Annotated in this window: 25 protein-coding genes; 17 read left to right on the plus strand and 8 right to left on the minus strand. The window is 40.0% G+C overall.

The annotated features are described in order from the left end of the window. Positions 1-199 precede the first annotated feature (199 nt). From BUB77_RS25500 to BUB77_RS25515, 4 genes are read left to right on the plus strand one after another with little or no spacing between them, the layout of a single operon-like run. The gene (locus BUB77_RS25500) at positions 200-1,375 is read left to right on the plus strand and encodes a helix-turn-helix domain-containing protein (protein ID WP_073280003.1); all 1,176 of its coding nucleotides are present in this window, start codon (positions 200-202) and stop codon (positions 1,373-1,375) included. Positions 1,376-1,377: 2 nt separating this feature from the next. Beyond that, the gene (locus tag BUB77_RS25505; RefSeq protein WP_073280004.1) at positions 1,378-3,120 is read left to right on the plus strand and encodes an ABC transporter ATP-binding protein; all 1,743 of its coding nucleotides are present in this window, start codon (positions 1,378-1,380) and stop codon (positions 3,118-3,120) included. Further along, positions 3,113-4,876: an ABC transporter ATP-binding protein gene (locus tag BUB77_RS25510; RefSeq protein WP_073280005.1), complete on the plus strand. Its 1,764-nt coding sequence runs from the start codon at positions 3,113-3,115 to the stop codon at positions 4,874-4,876. Before BUB77_RS25505 ends, BUB77_RS25510 begins: the two co-directional genes overlap by 8 nt. Position 4,877: 1 nt before the next feature. Then, a complete protein-coding gene (locus BUB77_RS25515; RefSeq protein WP_073280006.1) occupies positions 4,878-5,222 on the plus strand; it encodes a putative ABC transporter permease in 345 nt (114 codons plus the stop codon). Positions 5,223-5,383: 161 nt separating this feature from the next. Here BUB77_RS25515 and BUB77_RS25520 read toward each other — a convergent pair whose 3' ends face one another. Continuing rightward, the gene (locus BUB77_RS25520; RefSeq protein ID WP_073280007.1) at positions 5,384-6,634 is read right to left on the minus strand and encodes a cupin domain-containing protein; all 1,251 of its coding nucleotides are present in this window, start codon (positions 6,632-6,634) and stop codon (positions 5,384-5,386) included. A gap of 469 nt (positions 6,635-7,103) precedes the next feature. Here BUB77_RS25520 and BUB77_RS30160 point away from each other — a divergent pair, with 469 nt between their 5' ends. The 6 genes from BUB77_RS30160 (at position 7,104) to BUB77_RS25545 (ending at position 11,678) form a co-directional block, all read left to right on the plus strand. Continuing rightward, positions 7,104-7,277, plus strand: a complete 174-nt coding sequence (locus tag BUB77_RS30160; protein ID WP_170866752.1) for a hypothetical protein — start codon at positions 7,104-7,106, stop codon at positions 7,275-7,277. Between the two features lie 51 nt (positions 7,278-7,328). After that, positions 7,329-7,781 carry a chemotaxis protein CheX gene (locus BUB77_RS25525; protein WP_073280008.1) on the plus strand — a complete coding sequence of 151 codons (453 nt, stop codon included), beginning with the start codon at positions 7,329-7,331 and terminating at the stop codon, positions 7,779-7,781. A gap of 563 nt (positions 7,782-8,344) precedes the next feature. Next, positions 8,345-8,947, plus strand: coding sequence for a TVP38/TMEM64 family protein (locus tag BUB77_RS25530; RefSeq protein ID WP_073280009.1), 603 nt, complete (start codon positions 8,345-8,347; stop codon positions 8,945-8,947). A 35-nt stretch (positions 8,948-8,982) separates the two neighbouring features. Then, positions 8,983-9,633, plus strand: coding sequence for a glycosyltransferase (locus tag BUB77_RS25535; RefSeq protein WP_278277755.1), 651 nt, complete (start codon positions 8,983-8,985; stop codon positions 9,631-9,633). Positions 9,634-9,652: 19 nt separating this feature from the next. Continuing rightward, positions 9,653-10,264, plus strand: a complete 612-nt coding sequence (locus tag BUB77_RS25540; RefSeq protein WP_073280011.1) for a DedA family protein — start codon at positions 9,653-9,655, stop codon at positions 10,262-10,264. 208 nt (positions 10,265-10,472) lie between these two features. Beyond that, on the plus strand, positions 10,473-11,678 hold the full coding sequence (locus BUB77_RS25545; RefSeq protein WP_073280012.1) for a COG4705 family protein: 1,206 nt from the start codon (positions 10,473-10,475) through the stop codon (positions 11,676-11,678). 107 nt (positions 11,679-11,785) lie between these two features. On the opposite strand, the gene BUB77_RS25550 is transcribed toward BUB77_RS25545, so the two are convergent. Further along, positions 11,786-13,561 (minus strand): oleate hydratase, encoded by a 1,776-nt coding sequence (locus tag BUB77_RS25550; RefSeq protein WP_073280013.1) that lies wholly within the window; start codon positions 13,559-13,561, stop codon positions 11,786-11,788. A 135-nt stretch (positions 13,562-13,696) separates the two neighbouring features. Beyond that, positions 13,697-14,272, minus strand: coding sequence for a TetR/AcrR family transcriptional regulator (locus tag BUB77_RS25555; RefSeq protein ID WP_073280032.1), 576 nt, complete (start codon positions 14,270-14,272; stop codon positions 13,697-13,699). A 373-nt stretch (positions 14,273-14,645) separates the two neighbouring features. Here BUB77_RS25555 and BUB77_RS25560 point away from each other — a divergent pair, with 373 nt between their 5' ends. From BUB77_RS25560 to BUB77_RS25590, 7 genes are all read left to right on the plus strand, one after another. Beyond that, entirely contained in the window at positions 14,646-15,149 is a 504-nt protein-coding gene (locus BUB77_RS25560) for a hypothetical protein (RefSeq protein ID WP_073280014.1), read from the plus strand. Positions 15,150-15,166: 17 nt separating this feature from the next. Next, positions 15,167-16,018, plus strand: a complete 852-nt coding sequence (locus tag BUB77_RS25565; protein ID WP_073280015.1) for a hypothetical protein — start codon at positions 15,167-15,169, stop codon at positions 16,016-16,018. Positions 16,019-16,083: 65 nt separating this feature from the next. Further along, positions 16,084-16,788 (plus strand): SMI1/KNR4 family protein, encoded by a 705-nt coding sequence (locus tag BUB77_RS25570; protein ID WP_073280016.1) that lies wholly within the window; start codon positions 16,084-16,086, stop codon positions 16,786-16,788. 95 nt (positions 16,789-16,883) lie between these two features. Further along, positions 16,884-18,137 carry a glycosyltransferase gene (locus BUB77_RS25575; RefSeq protein WP_073280017.1) on the plus strand — a complete coding sequence of 418 codons (1,254 nt, stop codon included), beginning with the start codon at positions 16,884-16,886 and terminating at the stop codon, positions 18,135-18,137. Positions 18,138-18,332: 195 nt separating this feature from the next. Next, positions 18,333-18,929, plus strand: coding sequence for a MarR family winged helix-turn-helix transcriptional regulator (locus tag BUB77_RS25580; RefSeq protein ID WP_073280018.1), 597 nt, complete (start codon positions 18,333-18,335; stop codon positions 18,927-18,929). A 143-nt stretch (positions 18,930-19,072) separates the two neighbouring features. After that, entirely contained in the window at positions 19,073-20,494 is a 1,422-nt protein-coding gene (locus tag BUB77_RS25585; RefSeq protein ID WP_073280019.1) for a DHA2 family efflux MFS transporter permease subunit, read from the plus strand. A gap of 75 nt (positions 20,495-20,569) precedes the next feature. Further along, positions 20,570-21,025, plus strand: a complete 456-nt coding sequence (locus BUB77_RS25590) for a MarR family winged helix-turn-helix transcriptional regulator (protein WP_073280033.1) — start codon at positions 20,570-20,572, stop codon at positions 21,023-21,025. A gap of 295 nt (positions 21,026-21,320) precedes the next feature. Here BUB77_RS25590 and BUB77_RS25595 read toward each other — a convergent pair whose 3' ends face one another. The 5 genes from BUB77_RS25595 to BUB77_RS25615 are packed head-to-tail and all read right to left on the minus strand — an operon-like array spanning position 21,321 to position 26,488. After that, positions 21,321-22,148, minus strand: a complete 828-nt coding sequence (locus tag BUB77_RS25595) for a carbohydrate ABC transporter permease (RefSeq protein ID WP_073280020.1) — start codon at positions 22,146-22,148, stop codon at positions 21,321-21,323. A gap of 1 nt (position 22,149) precedes the next feature. Next, the gene (locus BUB77_RS25600; protein ID WP_073280034.1) at positions 22,150-23,028 is read right to left on the minus strand and encodes a carbohydrate ABC transporter permease; all 879 of its coding nucleotides are present in this window, start codon (positions 23,026-23,028) and stop codon (positions 22,150-22,152) included. A gap of 58 nt (positions 23,029-23,086) precedes the next feature. Then, on the minus strand, positions 23,087-24,160 hold the full coding sequence (locus BUB77_RS25605) for an ABC transporter substrate-binding protein (protein ID WP_073280021.1): 1,074 nt from the start codon (positions 24,158-24,160) through the stop codon (positions 23,087-23,089). Next, the gene (locus BUB77_RS25610) at positions 24,148-24,729 is read right to left on the minus strand and encodes a response regulator (protein ID WP_073280022.1); all 582 of its coding nucleotides are present in this window, start codon (positions 24,727-24,729) and stop codon (positions 24,148-24,150) included. Before BUB77_RS25610 ends, BUB77_RS25605 begins: the two co-directional genes overlap by 13 nt. Continuing rightward, positions 24,698-26,488: a sensor histidine kinase gene (locus BUB77_RS25615; protein WP_073280023.1), complete on the minus strand. Its 1,791-nt coding sequence runs from the start codon at positions 26,486-26,488 to the stop codon at positions 24,698-24,700. Before BUB77_RS25615 ends, BUB77_RS25610 begins: the two co-directional genes overlap by 32 nt. Between the last annotated feature and the right edge of the window lie 408 nt (positions 26,489-26,896).

Genomic DNA, 26,896 nt, shown 5'->3' on the forward strand with positions numbered 1-26,896 from the left:
TTTGATGTTTAGAGGTATCGTAACAAGATACAAAACAACTCAAAGTATCATATTAACCCATTGTATTATATTGTTACAAGTTGGTATGATAGTAGCAGGAATTGTAATTGATAATAGCAGTAATGGTAATTGAATGGTACTGAGCGGCCTGCATTTGCTATTTCTGAATGAAGGCATGAAGAATTAGGAGTGTACAAAGATGGATAAAATCAACATTTCAGAAAATATTGTTAGGTTAAGACGGGAAAAAAGAATAACGCAGGAGCAGCTTGCAGATTTTTTGGGAATTACGAAGGCTTCTGTATCGAAGTGGGAAATGAGTTATACCATGCCGGATATTCAGCTTTTACCACGGCTGGCTGCTTATTTTGATGTGACAATCGATGAACTGATGGGTTATGAACCTCAGCTTGATGAAAAACAAATACGTGCAATCTATGAAGAACTGGCCAGGGAATTTGTAGAAAAAGGCTTTAAAAGTACATTCGATAAAAGCGAGGAACTGGTAAAAGAGTATTATACCTGCTACCCCTTTTTATTGTATATGGCTGTATTATGGCAATCTCATATTTCACTTGCTCCGGATGAAGAAAGCCAGCTTGCAGCAGGTGAAAAGATTATTTCATTGTGTAATCATATTTTAGAAAACTGTCAGGATATGATTATCTGCGATAATGTGATTACGGTAAAAGAGATTACTGCGTTGATTACAGGAAAAGCAGCAGAGGTAATATCTGACCTGGAAGACAGCATAAAAAAATCTTCTTTTCAGAATAAGGGCTACTTATTGTCTCTCGCTTATATAGAGGTTGGGAATAAAGAAGAAGCAGATGCAACCTTACAGGTAGAGATGTATAAAAATATTATCATGCTGGTAAGTCATGGGATGAACTTCCTGCTTTTGCATTCGGAGGATTCAGAGCTGACTTTTGAAACCATTCATCGTTTGGATAGGGTGCTTGGATGTTTTGAAATAGAAAAAGTAAATCCGAAATTTGCATCCGGGTATTATTATTATGTTACTATCAGCTTATGTCTGCTTTTGAAAGAATGTAAAAATAATCAGGAAAAATATAAAAGTTTGAAGCCGGAAGAAATAGAAAAGGAAGCGTATAAATATATCAAAAAATTTATTCACAGTGAGCAGATTTCTATGAAGCAGGGTCTGGGACTGCAAGGAGATCAGTTTTTTACAAAATTGGAAGAGTGGGATTCAAAATCAGACATTGGGATCACAAATATCAAGAACAATCAGCAGCTGGAAAAGGATATCATAGAGATGCTGCATAATCCTATTTTTACAGAAGTGCTGGAGGCAGAGCGGCTGAAAGGCTATGAAAGAATGATTTTGGAATATGGGAAGGAGGCCAAGTAAACGTGATAAAGTTATTAAGGTATTTAGAAAAACGAGAGTACCTTTATATAATAGCATGTTTAGGTGCAATTATCCTTCAGGTGTGGTTTGACTTAAAGCTTCCTGATTATATGAGTGAAATCACAACCTTAGTGCAGCTTGAAAGTGATATCCAAAGAATCGTGATTGCCGGGATGAAGATGCTGCTGTGCGGAATGGGAAGCTTTGTGAGTGCTGCTTTGACTGCATGGTTTGCAGCTAGAATTTCTTCGGATTTGTCTGCCAATGTCAGACTGAAGCTGTTTGAGAAAGTGCAGTCTTTTTCCCTTACGGAAATCAATGGATTTACAGTCCCAAGCCTTATAACACGTTCCACAAATGATATTGCGCAGATTCAATCCTTTACAGTAATGGGCTTGCAGATGCTGTTTAAGGCACCGATCATGGCAGTATGGGCAATTGTAAAAATTCTGGATAAAAGCTGGCAGTGGTCTGTAGTTACAGGGATTGCAGTGGTCTTTATTATTATTGCTGTAGGAGTTCTTATTTTGCTGACAATTCCCAGATTTCAGTTTATTCAGGAGCTTACAGATGATTTGAATCGAGTTGCGAGAGAAAATTTGACAGGTCTTGAAGTGATAAGAAGCTATAATGCAGAAAACAGTCAGGAAGAAAAATTTGATGATATCAATCGGAAATTAACCAGGCATTCCTTGTTTGCTAACCGGATTTTGGGAATGCAGCTTCCGGTCATTACCATGACCATGAATTTTCTGGCTCTGACGGTATATGTGATCGGGGCAATGATGATACAAAGTGCCGCGAGTACAGATAAATTGCCATTGTTTTCTGATATGGTTGCTTTTTCTGCTTATGCGGCTCAATTATTGCTGGCTTTTGTGCTGCTAATTACCATATTCTTATTGCTCCCGGTTACCCAGGTTTCGGCAAAGCGAATTAATGCTGTCATAGAGAAGGAATTATCTTTGCAGAATGGAACAGAAAAGGAAGCGCCTATTGACAAAAAGGGCAAAGTAGAGTTCATAAATGTGGATTTCTGCTATCCGGGGACAGAGAAAAATGCCTTGGAAAACATATCCTTCAAAGCTGAAAAAGGGGAAACGGTAGCCATTATAGGAGCTACTGGAGCTGGTAAAACAACACTTGTAAATCTGATTCCAAGATTTTTTGATGTAACCGGAGGGAAGATTCTGGTGGATGGTATGGATGTGAAGAAATATGACGCAAATTCGCTGACTGAAAAAATCGGTTATGTCCTGCAAAAGGCGATGATATTTGAAGGGACTTTACGTTCCAATATTTCCTTTGGAAAAGAAGGGGCAGACGTGGAAAAAGCAGCAGGAATTGCACAGCTTACTGATTTTATAGAAACCTTGGAGGATAAAGCAGATTCCTATGTGGCTCAGAGCGGGGGGAATCTGTCTGGCGGGCAGAAACAACGGGTGGCAATTGCCAGGGCAGTTGCGAGAAAACCGGAAATCCTGATTTTTGATGATTCTTTTTCCGCACTGGACTATAAGACGGATCGGAAGCTGCGCGCTATGTTGGAGACAGAAATGGCAGATACGACGAAAATCATTGTAGCGCAGCGTATCAGTACAATCAGGAAAGCCAATCGAATTATCGCTCTGGAAAATGGAAGGATTGCCGGCTGCGGTACCCATGATGAGCTTATGAAAAGCTGTGAGGTCTATCAGGAATTTGCGCATTCACAATTATCACAGGAGGAATTAGCTTATGCCTAAAACAATAAAGGGCAGGAAGGAAAAACAACCATCACGGCTTTTTCAATATTGCATTCATTTTAAAGGAGCCTTTTTTATAATCATAGCTGTGTCGGCAATCAGCGCGTTTATGCAGTTGCTGGTACCGGATTGGATGGGAAGGATGACAGATATTATAGCGAAAGGCATCGCAGGAAATATTGATATGCGGGCGATGAAAACAACAGCTATTGTCCTTGCTGTTATTTATCTGATCAATATTCTGATGACTTTCGTACAGAATTTTGTCACGGTGACGATAAGTCAGAAAGTTACGCAGACTCTTCGAAGTGACAGCGTCCATAAATTGAACCGTCTGCCTCTGGGGTATTTTCATAAGAATACGGTCGGCGAGGTACTGTCGAAAATAACAAATGACACAAGTACGCTGGGGCAGGGGCTAAACCAGAGTATTGGTAATCTGGCCAGTGCCATAAGTCTGTTCATTGGTTGTCTGGTCATGATGTTTAGAAGTAATGTAATAATGAGTATAGTGGCTATTGTTACAACGATTGTGGGATTTGCCTTTACGGCGGTTATTACAGGGAACTCACAAAAATATTTTGACAGACAGCAGGAATATCTCGGAAAAATAAACGGGCATGTGGAAGAAGCATTTTCCGGTCATTTGACTGTGAAAGCTTATAATCATGCTGGTTATATGAAAGAACGTTTTAGCAAATATAATCGTGCTCTGCGTGAGAGCATGTACAAAGCCCAGTTTTTTTCAGGGTTAATGATGCCCCTTATGCTTTTTATGGGGAATATTGGTTATGCTGCGGTCTGCATTATAGGTGCTGTGCTGGTAATAAAGGGAGAGATTAGTTTTGGTCTGGTTATATCCTTTACGATGTATGTAAAGCTGTTTACCCAGCCTCTCTCACAGATTGCCCAAGCAGTGCAGAGTATGCAGTCAGCGGTTGCCTCTGGCAGAAGAATCTTTAATCTGATGGATGAGGAGGAAATGAAGAAAGAGGTAAACACAAAAGATTGTCTGAAGGCAGAGGGAAATGTGTGCTTCCGGAATGTAAGATTCCAGTATGATGATTCCGAGCATGCAGTCATAAAGGACTTTAGCCTGCAAGTGAAAAAAGGACAGAAGGTAGCGATTGTAGGCCCTACGGGTGCAGGGAAAACAACCCTTATCAAGCTGCTGATGCGGTTTTATGAAATCACAGCAGGAGACATTCTGCTGGATGATGTGTCCATTTATGATCTGACCAGGGCAGATGTTCATGAACAGTTTTGCATGGTTCCTCAGGATACGTGGCTTTTTGAAGATACGATTCGCAGAAATCTTATCTATACGGAAGAAAATATTTCAGAGGAAGAATTAGACAATGTGTGTAAAGCGGTGGGTATCTATCATTTTATCCAGTCACTGCCGGAAAAATATAATACTGTGCTGAATGAGCAGCTTTCGCTGTCCGTGGGTCAGAAGCAGCAGCTTACGATTGCAAGGGCAATGATAAAAAATGCACCAATACTCATCTTAGATGAGGCTACAAGTTCCGTGGATACAAAGACAGAGCTCTGGATTCAAAAAGCGATGGACAGACTGATGTCAGGAAGAACGTCATTTGTGATTGCACACAGGCTTTCCACCATTAAGAATGCAGATGTGGTACTGGTCTTGCAGGATGGGGATATTGTGGAAAGCGGTACACATACTTCGTTGATGGAAAGAAGAGGAATTTATGCGGAATTGTATAATAGCCAGTTTGAAGCAGCGATATAACATGTGTACTTTGATACTGGAGTTCTTTATCTTTTCTATTGCTGGCTGGGGATGGGAAGTCTTGCTTTATGGATATCAACACCATGCATTTATTAACAGGGGAGTATTACATGGACCATGGCTTCCTATTTATGGGAGCGGCAGTATGCTAATCCTTATTTTACTTGGAGGTTTGAGAAAAAGACCGGTAAAGCTTTTTCTTATTACTATGGTGCTTTGTGGTGTCATAGAATATGTTCCTTCTGTTTGGCAATATGTCCTTTGTATTTTACTTAGTATTGTTTTTGCGGCTGATATTATTTTTTCTCTACATAGGCCTAATGCAGGAATGGGGATTACTTTTTAAAATGGATGAGTATAAAGGGTCAGGCTGGCCAAATGTGCCGAAAGGTTACGGCCTCCGGCAGCTAAGCGGAAGCCATGAACATTGTCGGCGAGTATACAATTTCACTGAGCCAGAGCAGATGCAGTTAGAAAGCGATACTGAACAGTTCGGCAAGAAATAAGTTACGGATGCGTGAATCTGATTTTATTCTGTGGTGTGCCCTGTGCCGGAGGAAATTCAAAACCGGAATACTTTACAACCGGGGTACTTTTTTTATTTAGCTGATCAATGAAATCATCGGGAAGATTTAAGCAGGATTTCACCATCTCTTTAGGCGTCAGTGCGAGCCATTGGGCAAGGGAAACATCGGAATAGAAATCACTGTTGAAAAATTCCAGGAACCGCAGAGTCTCCGTTCCCACATTCTGTATATAATGGAACCCACCCATCGGGACATAGCCTACATCTCCGGCACGGTAGTTGAATGTCCTTGCTTTTGGTCCGGGCATGAATACGGTCATTCTTGCTTCGCCTGAGATGTAATACTGAAATTCGTCTTTATTTGTATGCCAGTGGATTTCGCGCATTCCTCCGGGTTCAACTTCCACGAGTACCGCAGCCACTGTTTTGCAAGCAGGGAAATTTTTCGAGTCCAGTATCCGTATTGTTCCTCCAGCAGATTCTATAGGCGGAACACTATTCAGTTGGTGCTTATAGGAGAACGGTACCTCCTCGTAAGGAGATTGAATCTTCTGCTGATTGATTGTGCCGGGATCTCCTCCCTCTACGATATATACTTCATTCTTTGGAATATTGGAGAAGGTACTTTCTGGGGTACCAAAGTTTGCTGAAAGTATATCCAGCGGCATATGGGCAAACAGATCGGAAACAGAAAAGGTGCTGCTCTCCGAGTAATACCCTTTGTCAAACAAGAGGATAAATTCTGTTCCCTCTTCCAAAGCCTGCAGAGAGTGTGGAATATTCGCAGGAAACAACCATCCTTCACCTGCACTGACATCATCAATGAAATTTCGTCCCATTTCATCTACGGACGTAACCCTAATGCTGCCCACCAGAACATATCCCCACTCGGACTGCTGATGGCTGTGCATTTCACGAATGCCGGGATCAAGACACATATTAATTAAGGCAAAAGTATCTGAAACGGGAAATTCCCGTTTTGTGATTTCTCGTGACCAGCCTCCGGGCTTCAAGGTCATGTGTGCATCCGCGAAGGAAAATTTAAGGTTAGGCAGCAGACCGAAATCTGTGGCCGGCGGCACCAACATATCTGGATTTTGTTTGTCACGTCCAATATTTCGCGGTCCTTTATCCAAAGCGCCGAAGCCATCGCTGCGTATGGGCTCTGGAATATTAGAAGCATTTAACGCTTCTATTTTTTTATTTAATTCTTCTTGTGTATTACGTTGCATATAATTACCTCCTTTAGGTTGTTCTTATTTTCTTTCAAGGGTGCGAAATATATTCAACGGAAATTCTACTGTATGGCATTTTACACTAAAAAAATAGCAGAGAACCGTGTCCATGCTATATTTCCGGAGGTTTTGTGGGGATGCGGGATATGGAAATAAATAAGATTGGAAATTGAGTTCAAATATTAACTATATTCCGGACAAAGTTTACCCAGTAAGGCATATTCAGAAAAAGGTTGTGTTTGCTTTGCTGGGTATATTATTAATCTGGAATAATAGCCGGAAGATACAAAAAAGTCCTAATTGGGAGTTGGATAAGAACGGAAAATCAGGTAGACATGAAGAATTATTAGTATTTATCCTTAGTTCTTTAAGCCTATTTTCATAGGTATTTAGTCTATGAGTTATAATATTAATCTTATGAAGTGTCGAAATTTAATAAATAAACAAAATGAGGAGTGAAAATTATATGAGTGAACAGACAATCAATGACTTACATATCGTATTGGATAATATTGATTCGAGAATCGAAAAAAGTGCTAATAATAATGAAGAGCTGCAGTACTTAACGTATCAAAAAATAAAGATATTACAGCTTATCGATGACTTTAATCAAAGAAAAGAATTTTTTGTTAATTATTAACCGTAAAAACCTTAGGGATGCGGCAGGCTAAAAGGAGATTTTGTGAGTATTATGGATGTTAAGTATATAAATACTATTTTAGAAACTTTCAATGTTACATTGGAACAATTCGGAGTAAATAATATTAAAAGGTGTAATATTCAAAAGAAAGACAAAATGTATTTGAATTTAGATTTATCGACAATAGTCTGCTTTCAAGGTGCGGTTCAGGGCGATGTAGCTCTTTCTATGCCTTTAGATACTGCAAAAAAATTAGCATCAATAATGATGATGGGGATGAGTATTACTTCCATCGATGATATGGCTAAAAGTGCAATAGGGGAATTATCCAGTATGATAGCGGGTTCTTCCGCAACAAAACTTTCTTCCTTTGGGTTATCAACAAAGATTAATCCTCCCAGAGTTATTTTAGAAAACGCTGAAATTAACAGTTTTGAGACTTTAGCGATTGATTTTGATACTGATCTGGGGAAAATAGAACTTAATATTGGACTGAATATATGAGTTGAGATTAATCTTACATCTGATGAAAACTGCAATTGACAGGAAAGAAATTGAGGTCATAAAAGTATAGAGCGATTTTACAGAGCCAGTTAGAGTGATAAATGTGTCACTCTAACTGGCTTATTCATATAAATGCGTCATCGAAAGGAAGCAATTGCTTCCTTTCTTTTTATGTTTATAAATAGTTTAAATCATGTTTTTTATAATTGACTTTGGCTGGATTATTTGGTTTTACAAGAGTGTATGGAGGGGCCCATTGTCCGTCAGATGTAAGGGGATGTGTTAGGCAGCGTCATTACAGGAATAGCATGGATGTTATTTGAATAGTATGGTGAATAACTCTTAGTAAGAATTAAAACAAGAAAAATTGTTTAGGAAATGTTTATAATTAATCGTCTTATTATTTATTTCTTAACTTTATCATATAAGCACAGGAAATTATGGAGGCGATTCCAATGAAGAAACCAACACATTTTTATAGAGCAGGATTATCAATAGAGAGAAATGGTCCAATATCTGTGTGATTATTGCTGCTATGCCCACACAGTAGGAAAGGAGGATTTATGGAGAAAAGAAGAATAAACGCCTTAGATAGTATAACCGTATTTGGACTGATAGTAACTATTACATTTATTTTTTATGGATATAAATCCGGATTATTTGTTTCTGCAGAAGCACTGCAAGGCTTCTTAGGCCGATTTGGTATATTGGCAGATATTATGTTCATCCTTATTCAGGCTGTCCAGGTCATTATTCCCGTCATACCCGGTGCACTGGGATGCCTGGCAGGGGTTGTTATTTTCGGAGCAGTAAAGGGCTTTCTATATAATTATATTGGAATCTGCTTAGGCTCAATCATTGCATTTCTTTTGTCCAGACGATACGGCATGTCATTTGTTGAGAAGGTTACAAAACCTAAATTAATGCAAAAGTATGGCTCCTGGTTAAACAGCGATAAATTCGATAAATGGTTTGCAATTGCGATATTTCTTCCGGTTGCCCCGGATGATTTTCTGTGCTACCTGGCGGGAATAACTAAAATTTCCGTTCGTAAGTTTATTACAATAATTCTTACGGGTAAACCTTTTGCAATAGCCGCCTATTCGCTGGGATTGAATTTAATTTTTACAAGGTTTATAGAAACAGTTATTCCTATGATGAAATAAGCTTATTTATTATATTCCTGACAAATGGGATCGACCTGGATTTTTATCAACGGGATGCCGAATCAAAAGCAACGTTTCGAGAGAAGTATCATTTTTCGAAGGACGATAAGATTATTATATCAGCAGGCCACTATATTGAGAGAAAGGGTATTGAAGATTTTGCAGAACTGGCTGCCAGAATGCCTGAATATCAATTTGTTTGGTTTGGCTATACGAACCTGAATCTGGTGCCGGATAAGATAAGAGGCATTGTTGAGACGAAGCTTCCAAATCTCCATTTTCCGGGCTACATCTCATCGGAAGAATTAAGGGAGGCATACAGCGGAAGCGATTTATTCTTATTTTTAACCCATGAAGAAACGGAGGGCATTGTTTTACTGGAAGCCCTGGCTATGAAAATTCCTCTCCTGATACGGGATATTCCGATATATAGAAGCTGGCTTATGGATAGAAAGCAGGTATATAAAGGAAATGAGTTACCGGAATTTGAAAGTCTAATACGTCAGATAGTGCAGGGACAAGCCCTTTCTCTGGCAGAAGAAGGTTATACAGTGGCAAAAGAACGGAGTATCAGCAATGTTGGTAATGTTCTGCTGGATATTTATATTAAATTGCTGCATGCTGATAATCCAGGTTATGAGGGGATGGTTAATAGAATAAAGCCTGCAAGAATCGCAAGGCAATGAAAAAATGAAGGAGATTGTAATGCAAAGTTGGATTATTGATGTTATGAATCAATTTGGGTATGTGGGAATCATATTTCTTATAGCGGTTGAAAATATATTTCCGCCAATACCTTCTGAAGTTATTCTTACCTTTGGCGGGTTTATGACAACCTATACGGATTTAAAAGTCTGGGGGGTGATTGCAGCTGCTACGGCAGGCTCTATATTAGGTGCAGTGGTATTGTATGAAGTCGGAAGATTTCTTTCACCGGAACGCCTTGGGATACTGCTTGACGGTAAAGTTGGAAAAATCCTGCATTTGAGTAAGAATGACGTTATGAAGACCTGTGACTGGTTTAATCATAAAGGCAAAGGTACAGTATTGTTCTGCCGTTGTATACCGGTAATAAGAAGTCTGATTTCCATTCCGGCGGGCATGGCGAAAATGAAGTTTGGTACTTTTATGTTGTTTACCGCTATCGGATCTGCAATTTGGAATATATTACTGGTCTATCTTGGAGTAATTGCAGGTGCTTCCTGGGAAAAGATTGTAACCGGGACAGATATCTATACCAGAGTAACGGTAGTTATCTTGGGTGTAATATTACTGGCTGGGGCTTTTGTGTTTTTCAAAAGGAAGTTAAAGAAATAATAGATAACAAAACTATGATATTCGATTAATCCAGGGAAGCTGAAGATACAGCTTCTCTTTTTTTATCGGTCTGTTTAAGAATCGTTAAGGATTTATTTAGAATCCCAATATAAGAAATTTATATCTTTATCATATCATTAGCTTATGCTGATAGGGAAGAAATTCTTATGGAGCAAAAATGCCCAATAATCTAAGGAGGTAATCATATATGAGTTCGGCTGAACAGAATAAAGCACAAATTATACTTAGCAAAGTACCAGAGGTCACTGTTTTTTTCTGGATAATCAAGATTCTATGTACAACGGTAGGGGAAACATTTTCTGATTTTATTAATGTTACTCTGGGGGTAGGGCTGGTACCAACTACTATCATTATGGGAATAGCATTTCTTATTGTTGGATATCTTCAGTTCCGGGCGGTAAAATACATACCCGGCTTATACTGGCTTACGGTTGTGCTGATCAGTGTGTTCGGAACCTTGGTTACGGATAACCTGACTGATGGGATGGGAATACCTCTTGAGGTAAGTACCATAGTATTCAGTATCTTGCTGCTGCTTACATTTCTTTTGTGGTACCTCAGTGAAAAGACCCTTTCAATACATTCCGTTTTTACAAGAAAACGAGAAGCCTTTTACTGGTCTACCATACTCTTTACCTTTGCACTTGGCACGGCAGTAGGGGATTTATACTCCGAGCAGCTGGGATTAGGTTATCTTCCGACCGGATTAATTGTTGCAGGTATAATCATAAGTGTGTTTCTGGCCTGGAAATTTTTAAAACTGGATGCCGTACTGGCATTTTGGGTCGCTTATGTTTTTACACGCCCTCTGGGAGCTTCGCTGGGAGATTATTTATCTCAGCCCATAAAATATGGCGGTCTGGGGTTAGGAGCAACCATAACCAGTGTGATATTCCTTCTGGCTATTTTGGGAATCATTGTTTATCTGGGGCTTACGAAGTATGATACGGTTAAGAAAAATGCTGCCCCTGTCAATAACCTAAATAATAAAAAGCAGAATGTATTCATTCAGACAATTGCGGTACTATTTCTATTTCTGGCTGCAGGCACCGGCAGCTATGCTATATGCAGCAATAATATTGCACAGCAGGCAGATTCCTCCCAAACCTCGTTAACAGGTCAGCTGTCGGACTTTGTTACCATTGAAAATGATATGTTAAATGCAGTAAATGCAAAGGATTTTGCTGCTGCCAAGACAAAAGCTGACGACCTGGAGCACAATTGGGATGTTGCCGCAGCCCGGTTAAAAAGCATCGATAAAACCGCCTGGACTGACATTGACGGAACGATAGACAGCGTACTGGCTGATGTACGTTCCGGTAATCAGGATGTTAATAAATGTGTATCCGCAATTAATGCTTCACTCAGTACATTAAACAGTACTAATAAATAGTGAAAGGATATATCTGACAACAGGCTGGCTCCCTTATTTTTGGAGCCAGCCTGTTCACGATAGTGGATACAAGTTCCCGTTATTTTTATGTTCTGCTGTTTGTATAGTTAAATCAACTGGTACTCTTTGAGCAGCTTTTCAATATCGGTGCCTGCAATCTTCTGGAATGCTTCTCCGAGCATGGCCTTTGCTTTCGGGTCTAAATCCAAATCTGTAATCTTTTTGCCATCACCCAGCTTTGCGGTGGCATTGAGCAAATCTCTTACATCGTAGGTGCTTCCCCAGACTTCAGGCACACCGCGGTCAATATTCAAGAGAGTATAGACACTCTCCATGGCGGTACGGACAGAATACTCAATGGTAAAGATTGTATCACGCTTTGTTTCTGCGAATTGGCCAAGGAAAGCAAAGTTTGCACTGCCCGCCGGAATGACGGCTGGGCGGTCGCCTGCTTCACGGGGCATAAAGAACGCGGTAATATAAGGCATCATGCAAGGCACGGTGTTGGCGCTGTTCTCTGCCATATTCTCAATTTCATTTTCAGGAACTCCGATATGGTACAGCCATTCCATGCAGATTTCCTTGCCGGTGCAATCACGCATGGGCTTTTTGACATAATTGCCGGGCTTGTCGGTAAATAGAGCATAAATCCAGCCAACCAGCTGGTCCTTGGGCTGATTGCGGAAATGAGGCTGGCGGTTAAAAGTCCAGCTTAGCAGCCAATTTGAATCCTTTGCAGTGACGATACCGCCGGTAACTACCTTGCCGCTGAAGGGATCACGCTTACAGATTTTCTGGATATAAGGAGGAATACGGTCGTCCAGAGTTGTCACCGTAGCTGACATCCAGTTGCTTTGCTCCGCATCATAGCAGAATTTATCCGGGTGGCCGAAGGAAGGATCCTGCACCGCAATTTTGCGCCACATATCCCAGCCGCCGCCTTTCTTGATTTCATAGTTGAACGCTGCGGGGGTGTTTTGATTGCCGATAGTGGAATTCTCAACACAGCCGCCGTTGGTGATAAACACCAGATCGTCTTCGGTCAGATCGATATGCTCCATTTGATTATTCCGTATAATATCAATACGTGTTGCTGCTTTCTTTGCTGTTTTCGTATCAAAAAGGATATTCTCCACCTTGGTGCCGTAATGGAACTGTACATTGTGAGCTTCCAGATATTTGACTAAGGGCAGGATCATAGATTCATACTGGTTGAGCTTTGTAAAACGAACCGCTGTGAAATCAGGCATACCGCCAATATGATGGATGAACCGTTTGATATACAGCTTCATTTCCAACGCACTGTGCCAATTTTCAAAAGCAAACATGGTGCGCCAGTACAGCCAGAAATTTGAATTCAGAACCTCTTCGCTGAATACTTCGGAAATGCGCCTGTTGTACAGAGCCTCATCCGGTGTGAAGAACAGCTTCATAAGCTCCTGTGTACCCTTGTTTGACAAAGTAAACTTACCGTCCGTGTGGGCATCTTCACCGCGGTTCACGGTTGCACGTGTGAGAGAGCTGTTGGGGTCATGCTTGTTGAGCCAATAGAACTCATCCAGTACACTGGCACCTTCGGTCTCCAGTGAAGGAATGGAATGGAATAAGTCCCATAAGCACTCATAGCGATTGTCCACCTCACGTCCGCCGCGGATTACAAATCCGGTATTGTCATATTCGTATCCGTCACAAGCACCGCCCGCAAGAGAATCCTTTTCTAAAATGTGGATTCTTTTACCTTCCATCTGTCCGTCACGGACAAGAAAGGCTGCAGCTGCAAGTGAAGCAAGACCTGAACCGATTAAATAAGCGGATTTACGCTCAACATCTTTGGGCTTTTCCGGACGGGCAAGTGACTCATAATTTCCTTTGGAATAATACATAGTAAATACCTCCATTTTTGTTTGATTAATTAACACTTTTCATTATATTGATTGTTGAAATTACTACAATAATCAATAAAATGACTTTGATAAGAATTAAATCATGTTGGTAATACTGTGTATTTTTTTATCATTTTAAGGAATTTGATTAGATTTGTTAATTTGATACTTGTTCAAGGCTCTTGATACTTCTCCTTGAATTAATGTGCTGACTTGATCAATAATTAATTGCGGGTCATCCTGCATATCCTTTTTGATCCAATCCAAAAGCAGGCCGACAAAGGCAAAATTATAAAAGTTCGCTATGAATTTTTTAGCTGCTTCCGAAACATTCATGCCGGTTGCTTTTTCCTCAACAACCCCGATCAGCAAATCATAAGTGATTGCATAAAAGTAGTCTTCAATTTTTTCCCTGCTGATAGAATGATAAACATTTGAAATAAATGGTTTGTTATCAAGAACCATTTGAAATGTTTGTAAAAAACCCTGCTGCCAGGTCTCATAGGTTTTTTTACCGTTAATTGCCCTTGCCGTTTCTTCCGTGCAGATCCATTCAATTAAATCATAAATATCCTTGAAATGATAATAAAAGGTCATGCGGTTAATTCCACAATCCTTTGTAATGTCCGAGATGGTGATTTTGCTAAGTGGCTTTTGCAGTAAAAGGTTTTTGAGCGAATCCTCCAAAGCCTTCTTTGTTATATATGACATTAAAAAAACCTCCTTAGTTGTGAGCTGATTTTTCATAATATAAATAATGATTAATTCAATTTTTTTATAGTTATCATACCATACATTGCAGTAATCTGCCACCAGCTTTACGCAAGCATGGGCTGGCCTGTTTTGGGATTGTGAAGTTATACTTTTGTGTATAAAAATAAGGCTGCAGATTTAGTGGAAACACAATAACTACTTAAAGAAGAAGGTGTAAATACGGCAGGCATGGCTGCTTAGTATGGGAGATAGAATTAAATTATTAGCCGGAATATTATGGAAATAAACTGCTTTAAAATTTATGTCAGACTATAACATATAAGTGTGATAAAATGTATGGTATGATATAGAAAAACGGGAGGTTAGATTAATGAGAGAATTTGCCGAAGCTTTAATATGTAAATCAAAAAGTAATAGCATACCGGATGCTTATAACTTCTTTGGACCATTGATAGGCGAATGGGATTTTGAATGGATTGACAACCACGGAACAGAGAAAGAAAGGCATATTAAGGGTGAATGGATTTTTTCATGGGTATTGGAAGGAACGGCCATTCAGGATGTCTTTATTTGTCCTTCCCGAGAGGAACGGATAAAAAGTAATCAACCCGATGCAGAATACGGTACGACAATTAGAATATATAACCCCAAGAACCAGGCATGGGATATTTTTTATGGATGTGCAGGTGAGGCAACCCGCCTTGAAGCAAGAGAAGTTGGAGAAACTATTGTTTTAACTGAAATTAACTCACAGGAAATGAAATGGGTATTTTCGGAGATTACTGAAAACTCTTTTCATTGGCGAAACATAAGAACACAGGATGGAACTACATGGAAAGTGCAAGGAGAGTTATTTGCCTCAAGAAGAAATTGAGTTGGAAGGAGAAATAATTGAAAAAATACTTTGAAGAAAAATCATTACCGGTTGATGTAAAAAAACACTATAAAGGAAACAAAAAGCTTCTTTCAAATGTACTTGATTATTTAAGGGATAAATATGATTTTGAACGGATAGAAGATATAAATTTTGCATTGTTTTACAGTTATATTGAAATAGAATGTGCGACCACAATCTATGTAGATGATGCCGGAGCAGCATTCCAAAAGGTTAGATGTAAAATAGATAAATTGCCAAAAACACAAAGTATTTTGTCATTTATAAAAGAATTAGAAAAGCTGGAGAGGCTTGAATTACGTAGACGTAAAAGATTAGAAAAATTAATGAATTTGGATTTTGATTCGCTGGAACTAAAAGAAAAAAAGGATGTTGCATATGAATTGTCAGATTCTAAGGACCTGACTAACAAAGGTGTTGCAGCGCGCTATTTTCTGAAAATATATAATGAAACGAAAGATATTCATTATTTTTGTAATTATGCATCAACATTATATAAATCAGGGAATAAAGAGAGGGCAATGGAAGAATATGATGAAATCATACAATTGTTTAAAACAGAGAAATATCCGGATAAGGGTTGGGTGATGGGCTGTATATATGCGGATAGAATGGATTACTACAAAAATGATAAAAAGAAATTCCGCGAGATATGGGATACTGCAAAAGCTGACCCTTATGTGAGAGAAGTACCTTTCGCTTTCCCTGGATATTTAGGCTATGTGATTGAGTTTACAGAAATAAGCTTTAATTACGGATATTTTGATATATGTGATGAGCTGCTGGATGAAATAAAAAACGAAAAATTACCAGTTCCGCAAAATATAAAAGAGCATTATGGGTTGTAACAGAATTACACTAAATTTCATTAACGAAGTTCCAGAATAAAACTATAAAGGAGATGGCTAATCCTATGGTACAAAAACTGGATTATTTAAGAATATATAATCAGGATATTCGATTGGTTTCCAGCAGTGAAGTCAGCAATATCGAAGCAGGCTTAATACCGGACATTTGGTTTGAATTATTCAAAGAGGAGAATATAAACGACAGAAAAGAAGCACTTTTAAATCTATGGAAGAAATATGTAGGTTATGAACTACGGAATACAATAGCCTATTTATCTGAATATCTTGAGGATATTGAAATTATAGAATGTGATAAGGTCTACTCTATTTTATATACAGTAAAAAATCCTGACGGCGATGTCTTATATTATGAAGGCCGAAATCCACAAGATGAATTTGAGAATAGTGAATTAGAGAAACACTGGGATAAGGTTCCGGTTTCACTTAAAAACTTCTACAAAAATGTTCACAATGGTTTTTATTATTATGCCAGTGAAGCAATGGGATTAGTACCTATCGCATCAGTTACATACCTGGGGGATGATGATCTGGAATGGAGTATTATTGATGAATTAAAGGAACCCTTACAAATTGAGCTGAACACATCTTTTGGCTTCTTTAGCAATGGAATGGGCTCATATGTAGTTATTGATACTGCCAACTGTGAAAATAATAATGCTACATTTTGGTCCGCCAAAGTTCAACCGAAATATAACATTAATTTTTGGAGCTATGTTGACGAATGGATTGTTATTGGATTTCAGGCATAACTAATGATAAAGCTAAAAGCAGCGGAGTTAAAAGAGAAACTTATTAGTGAATAACCCGGAAGAATGGATGCCTAATAAAAGGAGCTAAGATTGACATGAAGATTGTTATTTGTACAATGGGTTCCAGAGGTGATGTGGAACCATACCTTTCATTGGGTACAGAGTTAATGAATTTAGGACATGAGGTGTATATTTCAGCACCTGCCATATATAGAGAGCTGGTTGGAGAAACAGAATTGAGATATGTGGAAATGAATTCGGTTAATCCCCAGGATATGATGCAGATTCCAGATATTCAAGAAGCATTTAAATCGGGTAAAATGGTAAAATCGTTAGTATTGTTATTGAAAAAGTCGAAGTCGATAATAAAGGATTTTCTTAAGGAAATGTATAAAAATACACAGGGAATGGATGCGGTCATTACAACAATGATTCTTTATGGGGCATATGATGGAGCAGAAAAGCAAAAAGTGCCTTGCCTATATACACTGCTTAATCCGGCTATTCCAACTAGAGAATTTCCGACTGTCTTAGCTCCTCATATTCCGAGGTTTTTATATAAAATGTCACATAAGTGCCTTGATAAAGCATTTTGGTTTTGTTTTAAGAAACAGTGCAATTGGCTTCGCAAAAATGAATGGAACCTGCCGAAATTAAAGTCCTGCCCTATAGACCTGCTTAAAAATAAAAAAGTTCCAATTTTATTGGGCTATAGCAAAGAAGTTGTACCGGTTCCTGCTGATTGGAACGAAAATGTAATAGTTACGGGATATTGGCAGAGGAAATCGAAAAAAGACTATTTGCCTAATGAAGAAGTATTAAGATTTTTAGAAGCTTCAGATAAGCCGCCTGTGTATATTGGATTTGGAAGCATGCCTATAGGTGATCCAGAGAAAGTGGTTGCCATGCTTAATAAGGCATTAGTGCGAAGTAATGAGAGAGCAATTGTGTATTTGTCCTATAATAAGAATGGCCAATATGTAAATAATGACAGGGTGTTCTATACGAATTCTATATCACATGATTGGTTATTTCCTCGTGTTAGGGCAACTGTAATTCATGGTGGAGCGGGTACTTGTGCAGCCAGCCTGAAAGCTGGAAAGCCAACGATTGTAATTCCTTTTATGGGAGACCAGACTTTTTGGGGAGAACGGATTTATAAAATCGGAGCTGGACCCAAGCCGGTATTATTCAAAGATCTGACTGCCGAAAAACTCTCTGGATTAATTAAGGAGGCTGTTACAAACAAATCAATAGTAGAAAACGCTATTCGAATAGGAGAAGAGCTGCGGTCTGAAAATGGCAGTAAGGATGCTGCTGAAATAATTCATTCTTTCTTACATCGGTAAAATTGCTCTTTATTCCTTTGAGCTGTCAGGCAAGAGCAGTAATCTAAACCATGTGGTAAAGATTACCTTTCCATTCGTGCAGTTACATCCGAAAACAATAATGTAAGGTACCTTAAAAAAATCTTGACAATTACCAAACATGGGTTTATACTGTGGATTGTAAGGTACCTTAAAAAATGAAAGGAGTTGACATAAATGAATGATAACCTCTCCGATACACTGTTACAACAGATACGGAGCTGCACAAATCTGGTTCACAGGCTAATTCACAGCGAGCACCATATGAAGGCTCAGGATGCCCGGCATACTGTTGGACGCGCACAAGGGATTGTCCTGAAAATCTTAGCGGAAAAGGATGGACTGACACAAACAGAAATTACGGAAAAGTTGGATATCCGCCCTTCTTCTCTTGGAGAACTTGTTGTGAAGCTTGAAAAAAATGGTTATGTGGAACGCCGTCAAAACGAAAATGACAAGCGGGTCATTAATGTATTTCTAACGGAAAAAGGACGGGAGCTGGAAAAAGAATTCATCAATCCGAGACAGAAGGCAGCCGAATCTTGGTGCGCGGGTCTGTCTGAAGAAGATAAAACACAGCTTTCTGAGCTTTTGAACAAGCTGATTCTCTCCATGGAAGACGTTCTCTCAAAAAATGAGGAAGGATTTTCAGAAAGAGAGATGCCTTTTGGGGCAGGTTTCCCTGATATGGATTCCGAAGGGTTTTCGCATCATGACCTTATGGGCAGACGGCGTGGAGGCCCGAGGGGAGAATGGCGAAATGGCTTCCGATAAACTTTATTCTCATCTTTTTACAAAGCATTTGCTGAGCATTGTTTGTACCAATTAAGATACTATTCATTATTTTAATTGGTACAATATTCAACCTAAATAGGTAGAAATCTACTTAAATAATTTTTTAATCACAGGAGGACTTTATGGCAAAATCAAACTCTTTAAAAGCTTCTGATCCATCGCGTTTGACACCCCGCCTAAGAATGATCTTAATGGTCGTTATCATTGCGGATGTTCTTGACCTGATGGATTCCACCATTACCAATATAGCTGCCCCATCCATCGTACAAAGTATTGGCGGCGGGGAGTTACTGATTAAATGGCTTACTGCGGCTTACGCTCTGGCTATGGGAGTGTTACTGGTTATCGGAGGGCGTATGGGCGACCGGTATGGAAAGCGGCGTTTATACCTGATAGGAATTGCCGGCTTTACGCTGGCATCTGCTTTTTGCGGATTATCCGTTAATCCTGCGATGATAATCATAGGGCGGCTGATTCAGGGAGGTTTTGGCGCGTTGCTGATTCCGCAGGGGATGAGCATCCTAATGGCAACATTTTCTCGTGAACAGTTTCCCCGGGCTGTCAGTGTATTTGGACCGATCATGAGCATATCCTCTGTTTTTGGTCCTATTCTGGCTGGATTTATCATTCAGGCAAACATTGGTGGCCTTGGCTGGCGTCCTATGTTTCTTATTAACATTATTCTCGGTCTTATAGGCTTGGCTGCTGCAATTAAATTATTACCGCACGATCAGCCAAATTCAGAGGAAAAGTTGGATGGTATTGGGACCCTATTGCTCGGAATTTCTATGCTGGGATTGATTTATGGATTGAACGAGGGACCAGTGGCAGGCTGGACGATTGTCCCTGTCATAAGCCTGATAGCAGGAATCATTTTTCTGGGTGCATTTGCATTTAGACAGATACATGCCGCCAATCCGCTCATTAAGCCGGCACTTTTCAAGAATAAGGGATTTACCTCTGGTATGCTGCTGGGCCTTGCTTTTTTCGCGGCGGTAAGTGGTCTGTCCTATGTTATTTCTCTGTTTTTCCAAATGGTACTGCATTTGTCTGCTTATGATGCTGCGTTGGGTCTTTGCCCAATGGCTATTGGTATTGTTATCTCTTCGACCGTTTGCCGGCCGCTTTTAAATAAAATGGGGCGTAAAATTGTCGTGATTGGGCTTGGCGTAACACTGCTTGGTGCCTTTGTACTCTGGCTCACCCTCTTTTTGAAGGGTACCGCGGCTACGGCACTACTGATGGCGCCCGCTATTCTGATAATTGGTGCGGGCATGGGAGCTTGTTTCAGCAGTATTTACGACGTAGCTCTGGGAGAGCTTGCTCAGGACGAAGCTGGCAGTGCGAGTGGTTCATTGAGCGCCATTCAGCAATTGGCTTCGGCAATCGGCTCCGCAGTCGTTGTAACTATTTTCTTTCATCTGCAGAGTACAGTTGGTGATGCCAGGGCTATGGAATACTGCGTACTGATCGTAGCTGCAATTGTTGTGGTTGGCCTTTGTCTAGTGTGGCTTATGCCGAAATCAGCCCCTTCTGATGAATAAGTAAAAGCGTTGACATTATAATTCCTTTTGGGATACAATAAGTAGAGACAAACCTAATTGAAAGGCGATGTAGCTATGGAGAATGACCCACGCATCCCAAGTCACGATTTTTATATAAAGAATATTGCTCACGTTTTACGATACCAAATTGATCAAAAGCTCGCTGCTTATCATGTCACGGAACCCCAAGTCCGTCTTTTGGGACATATACAAGGAGGACAAATGGCAGGTCACGAAATCAGCCGAAAGTATTTGAGCGAGGCAATGCAGATTTCTGGGCCCTCTGTTACCAGTCTCCTGAACAGTCTGGAAAAGAATGGATTTATCATACGGAGTTCAGGGCTTGAGGATGGCCGGACCATGCAGATTGACCTTACTGAAAAGGCCTCCGATGTGATGAAAGATACAATGGATATGTTGTATGAGATTTCAGATGCCTTGCTAGCTGGTTTTTCTGAAGGTGAAAAATGTATCTTTTTAGAATTACTGAAAAGAGTTTATGAAAATGTCGGCCAGGGTTCACATATCTAGAGGCAGATATTTTGTTCATAAATAGTGGGGGCTGCCTGACCGCTGCAAAGCAGCGGCCAGGTATAATAAAGCAGAAATCACTTTGGTTGCACTGGAGCGTTGGAACTGGAAGGCTCAATGCGACGAGTAAACAAAGGCATATGCCATATGTCGCACTATTATGTGTGTGTACGTGCATATACCAAATCTGACACAGCAGACTTAAATGGAAGCTGGGGTTCTGCAAGAAAGTCGCAGTTGCTGCCCAAAATAATCAGTCAAGAGGCTAACCATCCTTTAGAAAGGCAAATCATATTCACCCCTTAACAGCTCCTTCTGCAATCCCTTTTAAAATCTGTTTCTGAAATATAGCATAAAAAATAATGACCGGTATTGCCGCTAAAATAAGGGCGCTTAAGATGGCAGTCCAATCACTGCTGTACTGCCCGAACAAGGTATTGGTCGACAGCAGGAGGCTGTATTTTTTATTATCCGATATGTTGATTAAAGGTAAAAGGAAATCATTCCATATCCATAGGACATTGGTAATGCAAATCGTTGCCGTTATGGGCTTTAGCATGGGAAATACAATATGGCCGAAGGTTTTCAGATTGTTACAGCCGTCAATGGCAGCCGCTTCCTCCAGGTCTATTGGGATTCCTTTTACAAAGCCATGATAAAGAAAAATTGCCATACTGACTCCCAGACCGGAATAAACAAAGGAAAGTCCTATTAAGGAATTCTTAATATGAAAGGCCAGTACAACCCGGTATAAAGGTATCATAATAGAACTAAAGGGTATCAGCATGGAAAAAACAAATAAGCTGAAAATAGCAGCTGACAGCTTTGTTTTGGTACGGCACAGTTTCCAACCGGCTAAGGCTGAAAATAGCACAATCAAAAACACACTAAGGAAGGATAAAAGAACGGTATTGCCAAAGCTTCGGATATAATGCATCTTTTCGATGGTGCGGATGTAATTCTTTAAGTTGAGTGTCTTTGGTAAGGACACCACATTAGTCAGCAGCTCTCCATTTGTCTTAAAGGAATTCATAAATGCCATAATAAGCGGAAACAGCCAGAAAATTGCTGCTAATGCCAGCAGAAGATATATCATAAAATGAAGGAATTTTTTTCTTAACATATTAGAGTTCCTGTTCCTTTCCTTTCATAGCCCTTAACTGGACAATGGTAATCAAAAGTATAATCAAAAAGAGTACCGAGGATTTTGCCGTTGCATAGCCATACCGTATATTTCCTGAGAAAGCCTCCTCATAGATGTTAATGGCAACAGACTGTGTCATCCTTCCCGGTCCGCCGCCTGTCAAGGAATATATGACATCAAAGACCTGAAAGGCTGTGTTTAAAGTCCAGAAAATACAGATAGTAAGGGCTGGCTGAATCATGGGAAAAGTAATCTTCCAAAACTTATGCCAGGCATTGGCACCGTCCAGACTGGCAGACTCTTTCAGGTATTCCGGTACTCCCTGCAGTGCTGCCATATATATAATCATAAGATAACCCGCAGCTCCCCATACGGAGACAATGATAATAGCAATAAATGCATATTTGGGGTCTCCAATCCAGGATTTATCCAGGAATTTGATTCCCCAATTATCCGCCAGGTAGTACAGCACCTTTGTAAAGATAAAGGACCACATATAACCGCCGATAATCATACTGATCATATTTGGCATATAAAAGAGTGTCCGGAAGATTCCCCTTGCCTTTCCCCTGCTCTCAATCGCTACAGCAAGCAAAAGGGCGGTAACATTAGCTGCAATCAGCATTATGACCACATACTTCGTTGTAAATAAAAGAGATTTCCAGTAATCCACATCCTTTAATACCTCTTTAAAATTATTTATCCCCACAAAATGGTAGCTCTTATACAGGCCGTTCCAATCCGTTAAGGCGTAAAACATGCCTGCTATGGCAGGATAAAGCTTAAATATAATATATACAATCAAAGCCGGTGCCGCAAAGAGCATTAACGTCAGGTTTTCCCGTTTCTTACTATGCATGTTGTCTCTCCCTATTCTGATAACAAAGGAGCAGGCATTTGCCGGCTCCTTATCTAATTTATTGATTAAAGCTATTTGCCTGTTTAAAAGTCTCATCCAGTTTCTTGATAATTTCTTCTTTCGTGACTGCGCCTACACAATATTCCTGCAGCAATTTTCCCTGCTCATCCGTAACGGAAGAAGGCATTACCAGATCTTGATAGGAGCGCCCTTCCTCAACATACTTTGAAGCTTCCGTAACCCAGGGTGAGGATTCATAATTGTGCACAGTTGCCAGCGGATTAAAGGAGCAGGCCTTAAAAAGTGCAGAAGAATCCTTATCATCCAATACGTAATTTGCAAATTCAAGGGCAATGTCCAGATTCTTGCTGTTAGGATACACACCTAAGGTTGTGGAAGTAGAAAGATTTACAAGGGTACAGTCCTTATTGTTATTAATTGGAAGAGGAAATACGCCCATCTTCAAATTGGGGTTTGTGCTCATAATGGTCTGGGCTGCCCAGGTTCCCTGTACATACATGGCTGCCTTACCGCCCGCAAAGTCTGCGCTTCCGGCTTCGCTGCCTTCTTCCATGGGTCTTTCCGTGCCATTCTGGAGGATAACGTCAATTGGGTCAAAGATATCCTTGATATCTTCATAGGAAGCCTGATTCTTATACATATTTTCCAGCCAATCCTTTGCCTCTCCGGAGGTCTTTCCTCCGATGGTAAGTGCCGTCATAAGCTGAGGCACCCACTGCTCCTGGAAAGCAAGCATAAAGGGAACGTATCCGTTATCCTTTAAAACCTTGCAAACATTCTTTAAGTCCTCCAGTGTATCGGGAGCTTTCAATTTACATTTATCAAAAATGTCTTTATTGTATAAGACGCCCCATGCCTGGCTCTCAATGGGTACTGCCATTACCTTGCCGTCCACAGTGACCGTGTTCCTTACATTTTCATAGATCTTACCGGCAAGAGGCTGTTCTGTAAGGTCAGCCAGATTTCCTGCCTTGTTGTATACTGCAATATTATTGCTGTGCAGCGTATAAAGGTCCGGCGCATCATCCCCGGAGATTCTGGCCTGCAATACGCTCTCGTACTGGTCAGAGCTTGGCATCTCCAGATTCACCTTTACCTTTATATCATGCATCCTTTGGGAACAGCTCCTGCTTCATTTTTTACTATCAGTTCATAAATGTCATTAAGCAAATTCCTCATTACCTGCATATCACTGGTAATCATAGTATCTGCCAGGCAGTCTCTAAGCTTGTAATAGCTGCCGGCCCAGGCGGTATCCAAAAAACTTCCCACCAAATTTTCTTCTTTTACGTCCTTTTTCTCCCGGAGGGTTTGAATACATTTACTTAGCAGCTGGTTCAACTCTTCCTGCTTCAGGGGCTTTAAGAGGTAATCCAGCGCCCCGAGCTTCATGGCACTGCGGACAAATTCATAATTATCATACCCGCTGACAAAGATAACGCAGGCATCATTGCCTTCCCTTCGAAGCGCAGCAACCAAATCGGTGCCATTTAACAGAGGCATATTCACATCCACCAGAATAATCTCCGGATTCGTGTGATGTATTAGTTCCAGGCCGTATTCACCGTCTGAGGCTTCACCTACAATCTGTATGCCTAATTCCTCCCAGTGGCCCAATTGTCTGATAACCTTTCTGGTCCAGGTCTCATCATCGATAATCACAGCTTTCGCCAAAATCATTTTTATTCTCCTTCTCCGCCTTGGTCAGTACACAGACTGTTGTTCCCTCTCCTGACTGGCTTTCAATGGTTACCCCGTATTTTGAATCAGCATATTTTAGTCTGATTCGTGAATGCACGTTTCCGAGCCCAATATGGGAGCTTGTTTTTAGTGCGTTTCCTGCATCTTCCTCCAGTATTTCCTTAATCTGTGCCAGCCGCTCTTTTGATAAGCCGATACCATTATCGCTGATTTGAAGCAGCAGGTCATTCGTGGTTGTCAGCATGGCCTTTAGCTGGATATTCCACATTCCTGCTTTATTGATGAGCCCGTGTTCCAGGCTATTCTCCAGTATTGGCTGTAAAATAAGCTTGGGAACCACATATTCCATCAGCTCTTTTTTCACCTGAACTTCAAATTCAATCCGGTTATCAAATCTTTCATTCTGAATATTCAGATACTCCTGCAGGTAGTGTATTTCTTCCCTAAGACACACCATCTCTCTTGTAAAATTCAAGGAGTAACGCATGATATCACTCAAAGAGGTGGTCATGTCATAAATTTTTGAAACATTTCTTTCTAAGGCAATTCCTCCTATCGTCTGCAGGGTATTATTCATAAAATGAGGATTTATCTGTGCCTGCAGCGCCCTGACCTGTGCCTCTCTTTTCTCTATCTTGCTCTGGTATTCCTGCTTTATCAGTCTTTGGTTACGCTCCATCATCAGATTAAAGCTGTTTTGGAGTATACCGATTTCATCTTTTCTGTCAGCAGGTACTTTTTCGGAATAGTTATTAATCATTGCTGTCTGCATCTTCCCGGCAAGTGCAATAATCGGCTTGCTTAAGATTCCTGAATATAACACGGAACCGGCAATGGAGATAATCACCGCAATGCCGGCAATCATCAATCCCGCAATCAGCATTTGCCTCATGGCATTTGTGATTACAAAGCCCGGAACTGCAAAAAGAATTACCAGCTTTCCCCCGTTTACACTCCTGTAGAACCAGAAATTATCTTTATAATAGAATTCCTGCTCCTTGCTTTCCTGAAACTTTCTGGTGATTTCAGCCAGGTCCATTGTCTGTATTTGGGAATCACTCTTGCTGTAGTCTGCTTCTATCAGTTCTCCTTCATCATTAAAAAGCATAACAGATTCGTTTTCCGTTGTTTTAATATTTTCCAGGATGTCCTGAATTTCATATGGTCTTATCTTCATGGTTATGAGTGCCACCGGTACATTCTCATAAAAGTCGTAAATCTGATGGGCAATCATAATCTCTTTCCCTTCCCGCTTAAACATAATGTTTGTCTGAAGAGCTTTATCCCTTTCTTCCCAAAATTTTAGTTTCTCTTCGGACTCCTCCATATCCGCTCCGGAACGTCTGGCCACTAACACCTGGTCTGTTTTCAGATTAAACAATTCAATGGAATTAATATTACTGTCCATGCTTATTACGGTATTCATGGCTGAAATAAGCTGCAGTTTAGAAGCAAAATTCAGACTTTTGCCGTTCTTGCACCAATCCATGATGATGCTTTTGATTTCCTTATTTACTTCAAAATTATAGAATTGATTCACATAGTCTTTCGTCTCTAGAGCTAACCGGTCCTGCAGCCAGCCGATACTCATTTTTCTGTCATAAATTAATTGGCTCTTTAATGTATTGCGGGATATCTGCACTGTGATTGCAGTGGTAGAACCAACTAAAAGCAGAGAAAATGCCAGAATTGTTAAGAGTATTTTTTTACGGATAGATAAATTACGATACCTTCCCATCAACTTAAGTTCCCCCCTGTAATATTACTTTGACAGTTTTAAAAGCCGGGCTGTGCAGCCTGGCTTTAATACCTTGTACGTATTGTATTATATAAATTATAACATGGATTTCCGGTATTTGATATTTGGCCTTATGAATATATTTAGTTTTATTTATTGTATTTTTTTAAGGTATCATCTTTTAAGCTGTTTTTTAAATATGCAGCTGCAATGAACAGCCTAATTTTATGCCTATTGAAAATGTTTTCTTGTGAATGAGAGACAGGTCATTCACAAATAATACGTTAATTACGGAACCGCTATTATAATGCCCGCATGTAAATGTTTGGGCTTGAGAGAGCTTAGCTTAGACTAATTAATATTGAACAATAAAACAACCTAAAAAAGTATAATGCCCAAAAGGCACCT

It is taken from the genome of Anaerocolumna jejuensis DSM 15929, assembly GCF_900142215.1.
Lineage (GTDB): Bacteria > Bacillota > Clostridia > Lachnospirales > Lachnospiraceae > Anaerocolumna > Anaerocolumna jejuensis.